Raw genomic sequence first — 6,663 nt, forward strand, 5'->3', positions numbered from 1 at the left:
GCGCGGGGACCGGCGCGGGGGTACGGGCTGGAGACCGAGCACCGGCTGCGGAGCGCGGCGGCGGGCTGCGGGCGGGCCCGGGTGCTGGAGCCGGTGGCGGCGGAGCTCCTGCGGTACCGGGAGGTGCGGGCGCAGTACGTCATCGCGGCGGGGGAGGCCTGAGGCGGCCGGGAGCCCCTGGGGGCTGGTTCAACCCTTGTGGGTGACGGAGTTGTGCACAACCGCGGGGTTGTCCACAGCCTCCGGCGGGCTTCCCGGATCACGGTCACCATGAGCTCACGGACCGGCGAGGGCAGGGCCTCGGGGTCCATGAGCGACGGGGGAGGCGTTCAGGGTGAACGAGACACTGGTGACGGTCGTGGGCAACGTGGCCTCGCAGCCCGACTACCGGGAGGCGGCCAACGGCGCGGCCCTCTCCCGCTTCCGGCTGGCGGCCACGGTGCGCCGCTGGGACCGGCAGCGGGAGGAGTGGGCGGACGCCTATACGAGCTTCTACACGGTGTGGGCGTGGCGGACGCTGGCGGCGAACGTGGTGGGCTCGGTGTCGGTCGGGGAACCGCTCATCGTGCAGGGAAAGTTGCGCGTCCAGGATCAGGAGCGCGAGGGAAAGCGCTGGTTCTCGGCGGACATTGACGCCGTGTCCATCGGGCACGACCTCACGCGCGGTACGTCGGCGTTCCGCAGAGTGTCACCGGCCAGGCCGCTGCCGGTCGAGCCGGTGCGGATGGTGGCCGGGGTCGCGGCACTCCCGTGAAATGTGGGGTTTGTACCGGCGATTTATCGATAATCCCGGACCGGAAACCTTGCGGGGGTAACGATTCCGATTCGGAACTGCCATCCGAAGGTATGTGCGACTTCCAAGTGATCGCCGCTCCCTAAGATCACCCTCCATAGCAACGGGGGCTGCTGAGTTTTGAGTTGCCCTGCGGGTGCGTCCGCGACGACCCGGAGCCGGTCCTCGCGTGATCCGCGCCCGCCCGAAAGGAAATCCATGAACTCTGTCACGAGACGGGGCGCCGCCCGTCTTGCCGCGGTGGTGCTGACGGCCGGGCTGACCGTCGGCGGTACGGCCGCCACCGCGGGCGCCGCGGTCGCGGACGAGGCGCCGCGGAGCCAGGGCGGTGTGTCCGCCACGCTCGGCCGGATCACGGCCGGCGGCCCGGCCGTCCTGCGCGAGGGAGGCGGCCGGAACGTCCTGGCCGGCCTCTTCGAGATGAAGGTCGACGGCGGCGGCACCCTCCAGACCTACTGCGTCGACATCCGCACCAGTACCGTCGACGGCGCGAGGTACCGGGAGACCGGCTGGAACGAGTCGTCCCTGCACGCCAACAAGAACGCGGGAAGGATCCGCTGGATCCTGGAGCACTCCTACCCGCAGGTCAACGACCTCAGCGCGCTCGCCAAGGCGTCCGGCGCCGGCACCCTCGACGCCAACACCGCCGCCGCGGGCACCCAGGTCGCCATCTGGCGCTACTCGGACGGCGTCGGCGTCGACGCCGGGAACCCCGCCGCCCAGAAGCTCGCCGACTACCTCCACAAGAGCGCCGAGGACACCGAGGAGCCCAAGGCGTCCCTGACGCTCGACCCGCCGGCCGTCTCCGGCAAGGCGGGCGGGCGCCTCGGGCCGGTCAAGGTCCGCACCGACGCGGGCAGCGTCACCGTCACCCCCTCCACCGACGCCGCCGGCAAGGGCGTGAAGATCGTCGACAAGGACGGCAAGCCGGTCACCACCACGACCAACGGCACCGAGCTCTACTTCGACGTCCCGGCCGGCACCCCCGACGGCTCCACCACGCTCAGGGCCACGGCCACCACCAAGGTCCCGGTCGGCCGGGTCTTCGTCGGCGACCACACCAAGACGCAGAGCCTGATCCTGGCCGGCTCCAGCGAGAGCACCGTCTCCGCCGGCGCCACGGCGAGCTGGGCCGCCAAGGGCGCGATACCCGCGGTCAGCGCCCGGGTGGACTGCGCCGGGGGCGGTGTGGAGATCACCGCGGTGAACAAGGGCGACCAGCCCTGGACCTTCGACCTGGACGGCAGGAAGCACACCGTCGCGCCGGGCGGCACCGACACCGCCCTGGTGAAGGTCGGCGAGGACCAGCCCTACAAGATCACCGTCACCGGCCCCAACGGCTTCTCGAAGACGTTCTCCGGCATCCTCGACTGCAGGACGGCGACGCCCGTCACGGCGCTGAGCGGCCCCGCCAAGCCCACCGCCTCGCCGAGCCCCACCCCGGCGAGGACCGCCGGCGCCTCCGGCGGCCCCGGCCCCGGCGGCTCCGCCAGCGGTGACCTCGCCGGCACCGGCGGCAGCACCGCCACGCCGAAGATCGCGGGCCTGGCCATCGTCCTCATCGTGGTCGGCGGCGGCGCCGTCTTCCTCCTCCGAAGGAAGGAGCCGTCCGGGCAGTAGTACCGCCTCGGCCCACGACGATCGGTGACCGGGGGGCGTCTCTCGGTCACCGGCCTGTCGTCCACAACGCGTTTCCGCCCAGGGCTTCCCGTACGGCAAGATGGGGTGTATCTGCCCTCACGCGGCGGAGCCGCACATTGGCCCCTCTCGAATGCCGGACGGTTTCTCTTGGCTGAGTACATCTACACCATGCGCAAGACGCGCAAGGCGCACGGCGACAAGGTCATCCTCGATGACGTGACGCTGAGCTTCCTGCCCGGTGCGAAGATCGGTGTGGTCGGCCCCAACGGTGCCGGTAAGTCCACCGTCCTCAAGATCATGGCGGGCCTGGAGCAGCCGTCCAACGGTGACGCGTTCCTGTCGCCGGGCTACAGCGTCGGCATCCTGATGCAGGAGCCGGAGCTCGACGAGAACAAGACCGTGCTGGAGAACGTCCAGGACGGCGTCGCCGGGGTCAAGGGCAAGCTGGACCGGTTCAACGAGATCGCCGAGCTGATGGCGACCGACTACTCCGACGCGCTGCTCGAGGAGATGGGCAAGCTTCAGGAGGAGCTGGACCACGCCAACGCCTGGGACCTCGACGCCCAGCTGGAGCAGGCCATGGACGCGCTGGGCTGCCCGCCCGCCGACTGGCCGGTCACCAACCTCTCCGGTGGTGAGAAGCGTCGTGTCGCGCTCTGCAAGCTGCTGCTGGAGGCCCCCGACCTGCTGCTCCTCGACGAGCCCACCAACCACCTCGACGCCGAGTCGGTGAACTGGCTGGAGCAGCACCTCGCCAAGTACGCCGGCACCGTCGTGGCGATCACCCACGACCGCTACTTCCTCGACAACGTCGCCGAGTGGATCCTCGAGCTCGACCGCGGCCGCGCCCACCCCTACGAGGGCAACTACTCCACCTACCTGGAGAACAAGGCCGCCCGTCTGAAGGTCGAGGGCCAGAAGGACGCCAAGCGCCAGAAGCGCCTCAAGGAAGAGCTGGAGTGGGTCCGCTCCAACGCCAAGGGCCGCCAGGCCAAGTCCAAGGCGCGTCTCGCCCGCTACGAGGAGATGGCGGCCGAGGCCGACAAGATGCGGAAGCTGGACTTCGAGGAGATCCAGATCCCGCCGGGCCCGCGTCTGGGCAGCGTCGTCGTCGAGGTCGAGAACCTCTCCAAGGCGTTCGGTGACAAGGTCCTCATCGACGACCTGTCCTTCACCCTGCCGCGCAACGGCATCGTCGGTGTCATCGGCCCGAACGGCGCCGGCAAGACCACCCTGTTCAAGATGATCCAGGGCCTGGAGAAGCCGGACTCCGGCACGATCAAGGTCGGCGAGACCGTCAAGATCTCCTACGTCGACCAGAGTCGCGCCAACATCGACCCCAAGAAGACGCTGTGGGCCGTCGTCTCCGACGAGCTGGACTACATCAACGTCGGCCAGGTCGAGATGCCCTCGCGCGCCTACGTCTCCGCGTTCGGCTTCAAGGGCCCGGACCAGCAGAAGCCGGCCGGTGTGCTCTCCGGTGGTGAGCGCAACCGCCTCAACCTGGCGCTGACCCTCAAGCAGGGCGGCAACCTGCTGCTCCTCGACGAGCCCACCAACGACCTCGACGTCGAGACCCTCTCCTCGCTCGAGAACGCCCTGCTGGACTTCCCCGGCGCGGCCGTGGTCGTCTCCCACGACCGCTGGTTCCTGGACCGAGTGGCCACGCACATCCTGGCGTACGAGGGCGACTCCAAGTGGTTCTGGTTCGAGGGCAACTTCGAGTCCTACGAGAAGAACAAGATCGAGCGCCTCGGTGCGGACGCGGCCCGTCCGCACCGCGCCACCTACAAGAAGCTCACCCGGGGCTGACCATGGCGCGCCACATCTACTCGTGCCCCCTCCGCTGGTCCGACATGGACGCCTACGGCCATGTCAACAACGCGGTCTTCCTCCGCTACCTCGAAGAGGCGCGGATCGACCTCATCCACCAGCTGAAGGCGGGAGCGGGCAAGGAGTCCTTCGTCGACGGGTCCGTCGTGGCCCGTCACGAGATCGACTACCTGCGCCCGCTGGTCCACCGGCCGGAGCCGGTGACCGTCGAGACATGGGTGACCAAGGTCGGCGCCGCGTCCATGACCGTCTCCTACGAGGTCAAGGACGCCGAGCAGGTCTATGTGCGGGCGTCCACCGTGATCGTCCCGTTCGACTTCGCGAGCGGCCGCCCCCGCCGGGTCACCGCCGAGGAGAAGGAGCTGCTCAAGACCTTCTCCGACGAGCCGGCCGGGCCCGCCGGGACCTCCGGGGAGGCCGTCGCCGCATGACGCAGCGGCTGTGCTTCGCCGACGCCGGGGAGGCGGCCGACCTGGCCGCCTTCCTGGCCCGGCTGATCCACTACGACCGGGCCGCCGCCGTCCGCCTCCAGGCGGGTGGCGGTGTCCTCGGTGTTTTCGGCCGTCCGCCGTCCTTCGAGGTGCTGGCCATCCGCACGGCCCGGCTCGCCGAGCCCGTCGCGCTGGACGTCACCGTCTCGGCGGGGCAGCTCGCGGACGCCCTCGACGCGGGCTCCCCCGCGTCCTCCGGGGCGCTGGAGATCACCGTCCCCGAGACCGTCACCGGCCCGCCCTGGGCCGGTGTCCTGCCGCCCCGCGGCGGCTGGCGACGGATCGAGGGGTTCCCGGGGGCGGAAGCCGTACGGGGCGCGGTGGCCGCGTCCGTCGCGGAGTTCCGCGCACGGGACGAGGCGCTGCCCGAGCACCGGCGTACCCGGGCCGAGCGGGACCGCATCGGGCGGGAGATCTGGTCCCGGACGCTCGGGGACACGGGGTTGCCCTTGCGGGCCGTTCACGCGGCGCAGTCCTTGGGCTTTCTGCGGCCCGTGCGGGCCGGAGCCATGGCCGGTGCCGGCCCGGCGCTTGCCCCGGCGCCCGAGGCGCCGGTCCTCTTCGCCGCCCGCGGCTGGCTGCGCCTGCGCACGCCCTACGGCTCGGTCGCCGTCAGCGTGGGGACCGGAAGCGGCCTCCGGGATCTGACGGTCACGCCCGCTTGAGCGCTCCGCTGGCTGCGCGGTCAGTCGGCTGCGGGCCGTCCGTGGCCGGTCGCGCAGTTCCCCGCGCCCCTTACGGGGCGAACCGCCCGGGCCGTCAGCCGTCGGCGTTGACCATGGACGCGGCCGCGTAGGTCATGTAGTTCCAGAGCTGGTGCTCCAGCTCCGGGGCCAGTCCGAGTTCGTCCACCGCGTCCCGCATGTGGCGGAGCCAGGCGTCGTGGGCGGCGCGGTCGACGACGAAGGGCGCGTGCCGCATCCGCAGGCGCGGGTGGCCCCGGTTCTCGCTGTACGTCCGGGGGCCGCCCCAGTACTGCATCAGGAAGAGGACCAGCCGCTCCTCGGCCGGGCCGAGGTCCTCCTCCGGGTACATCGGCCGCAGCAGCGGGTCACCGGCCACCCCCTGGTAGAAGCGGTGGACCAGGCGCCGGAAGGTCTCCTCCCCGCCGACCTGCTCATAGAAGGTCTGCTCGGAAAGCGTGCCGCGCGGAATCTCATTCACGCCTCCATGGTCTCAGACCCCCCGGCCGAGGACCGGAGTCTTACGTCCCTTCCGGCTCCTCAGCCACGCCGGACCGTGATCGTCGTCCACGCGCCCACGTGCACCCGGTCCCCGTCCCGCAGCGGCACGGGCACATAGGGCTGGATCGCGTCCTCGGAGTCGTTGATCGTCGTGCCGTTGGTGGAGTCCTGGTCGACGACCGCCCAGCCCCCGTCCGGCTGCTGCACTAGCATCGCGTGCTGGTGCGAGACGCCCGGGTCCTCCGGGGGGCGCGACAGGTCGATGTCCGGGGACTCGCCGGTGCTGTGCCGGCGCCGGCCGATGGTGACCTGCTGGCCGCCGAGGGGGAAGCGCAGCTCGGGGGAGTAGGCGGGCAGGTTCAGCCCCGCCGCCTCCGGGCCGCTGCGGTTCATCATCGACAGGAAGTACTCCCGGTCGGGCGCGACGACCGCGACCCAGCCCGCCGCCGGCGCGGGCACGCCCGGCTGCGGGGGCACGTGCTGCGGGCCGCTCTCATAGGGCTCGTACGCATACGGGTTGTGCCCGGCCGACGGCGCCCGGTCGCCCGTGGGGGCGGACGCCGCGTCCGGCGGGGTCAGCACCCAGTCGTCGTCCTCGCCGAAGGGCGGCGCCAGCGGCTCGGCAGGGCGGTTGACCCGCGACGGCCGGGAGCCGGTGTACTCGAAGCCCGGCGGCGACTGGGTGTGCTGCGCCGGGGGCGGCGGTGCCGACTGGAGGGGC

The 6,663-nt window shown here is 71.4% G+C and carries 7 protein-coding genes; 5 read left to right on the top strand and 2 right to left on the bottom strand.

All coding sequences use genetic code 11. The annotated features are described in order from the left end of the window. Positions 1-334 precede the first annotated feature (334 nt). The 5 genes from K6I33_RS29295 (at position 335) to K6I33_RS29315 (ending at position 5,423) form a co-directional block, all read left to right on the top strand. Positions 335-754 carry a single-stranded DNA-binding protein gene (locus K6I33_RS29295; RefSeq protein ID WP_229357561.1) on the top strand — a complete coding sequence of 140 codons (420 nt, stop codon included), beginning with the start codon at positions 335-337 and terminating at the stop codon, positions 752-754. A gap of 237 nt (positions 755-991) precedes the next feature. Then, positions 992-2,413, top strand: a complete 1,422-nt coding sequence (locus K6I33_RS29300) for a Cys-Gln thioester bond-forming surface protein (protein ID WP_229357562.1) — start codon at positions 992-994, stop codon at positions 2,411-2,413. A gap of 168 nt (positions 2,414-2,581) precedes the next feature. Next, a complete protein-coding gene (ettA, locus tag K6I33_RS29305; RefSeq protein ID WP_229357563.1) occupies positions 2,582-4,246 on the top strand; it encodes an energy-dependent translational throttle protein EttA in 1,665 nt (554 codons plus the stop codon). Between the two features lie 2 nt (positions 4,247-4,248). Continuing rightward, on the top strand, positions 4,249-4,698 hold the full coding sequence (locus K6I33_RS29310; RefSeq protein ID WP_229357564.1) for a thioesterase family protein: 450 nt from the start codon (positions 4,249-4,251) through the stop codon (positions 4,696-4,698). Further along, a complete protein-coding gene (locus tag K6I33_RS29315) occupies positions 4,695-5,423 on the top strand; it encodes a hypothetical protein (protein ID WP_229357565.1) in 729 nt (242 codons plus the stop codon). The genes K6I33_RS29310 and K6I33_RS29315 overlap by 4 nt, the downstream gene beginning before the upstream one ends. 94 nt (positions 5,424-5,517) lie before the next feature. Here K6I33_RS29315 and K6I33_RS29320 read toward each other — a convergent pair whose 3' ends face one another. Both K6I33_RS29320 and K6I33_RS29325 read right to left on the bottom strand, forming a co-directional pair. Further along, on the bottom strand, positions 5,518-5,922 hold the full coding sequence (locus K6I33_RS29320; protein WP_229357566.1) for a globin: 405 nt from the start codon (positions 5,920-5,922) through the stop codon (positions 5,518-5,520). A 59-nt stretch (positions 5,923-5,981) separates the two neighbouring features. After that, positions 5,982-6,663, bottom strand: a 682-nt coding sequence (locus K6I33_RS29325) for an FHA domain-containing protein (protein ID WP_229357567.1), incomplete at its 5' end; no start/stop codon positions are given.

Source organism: Streptomyces sp. UNOB3_S3, from assembly GCF_020740895.1.
GTDB lineage: Bacteria > Actinomycetota > Actinomycetes > Streptomycetales > Streptomycetaceae > Streptomyces.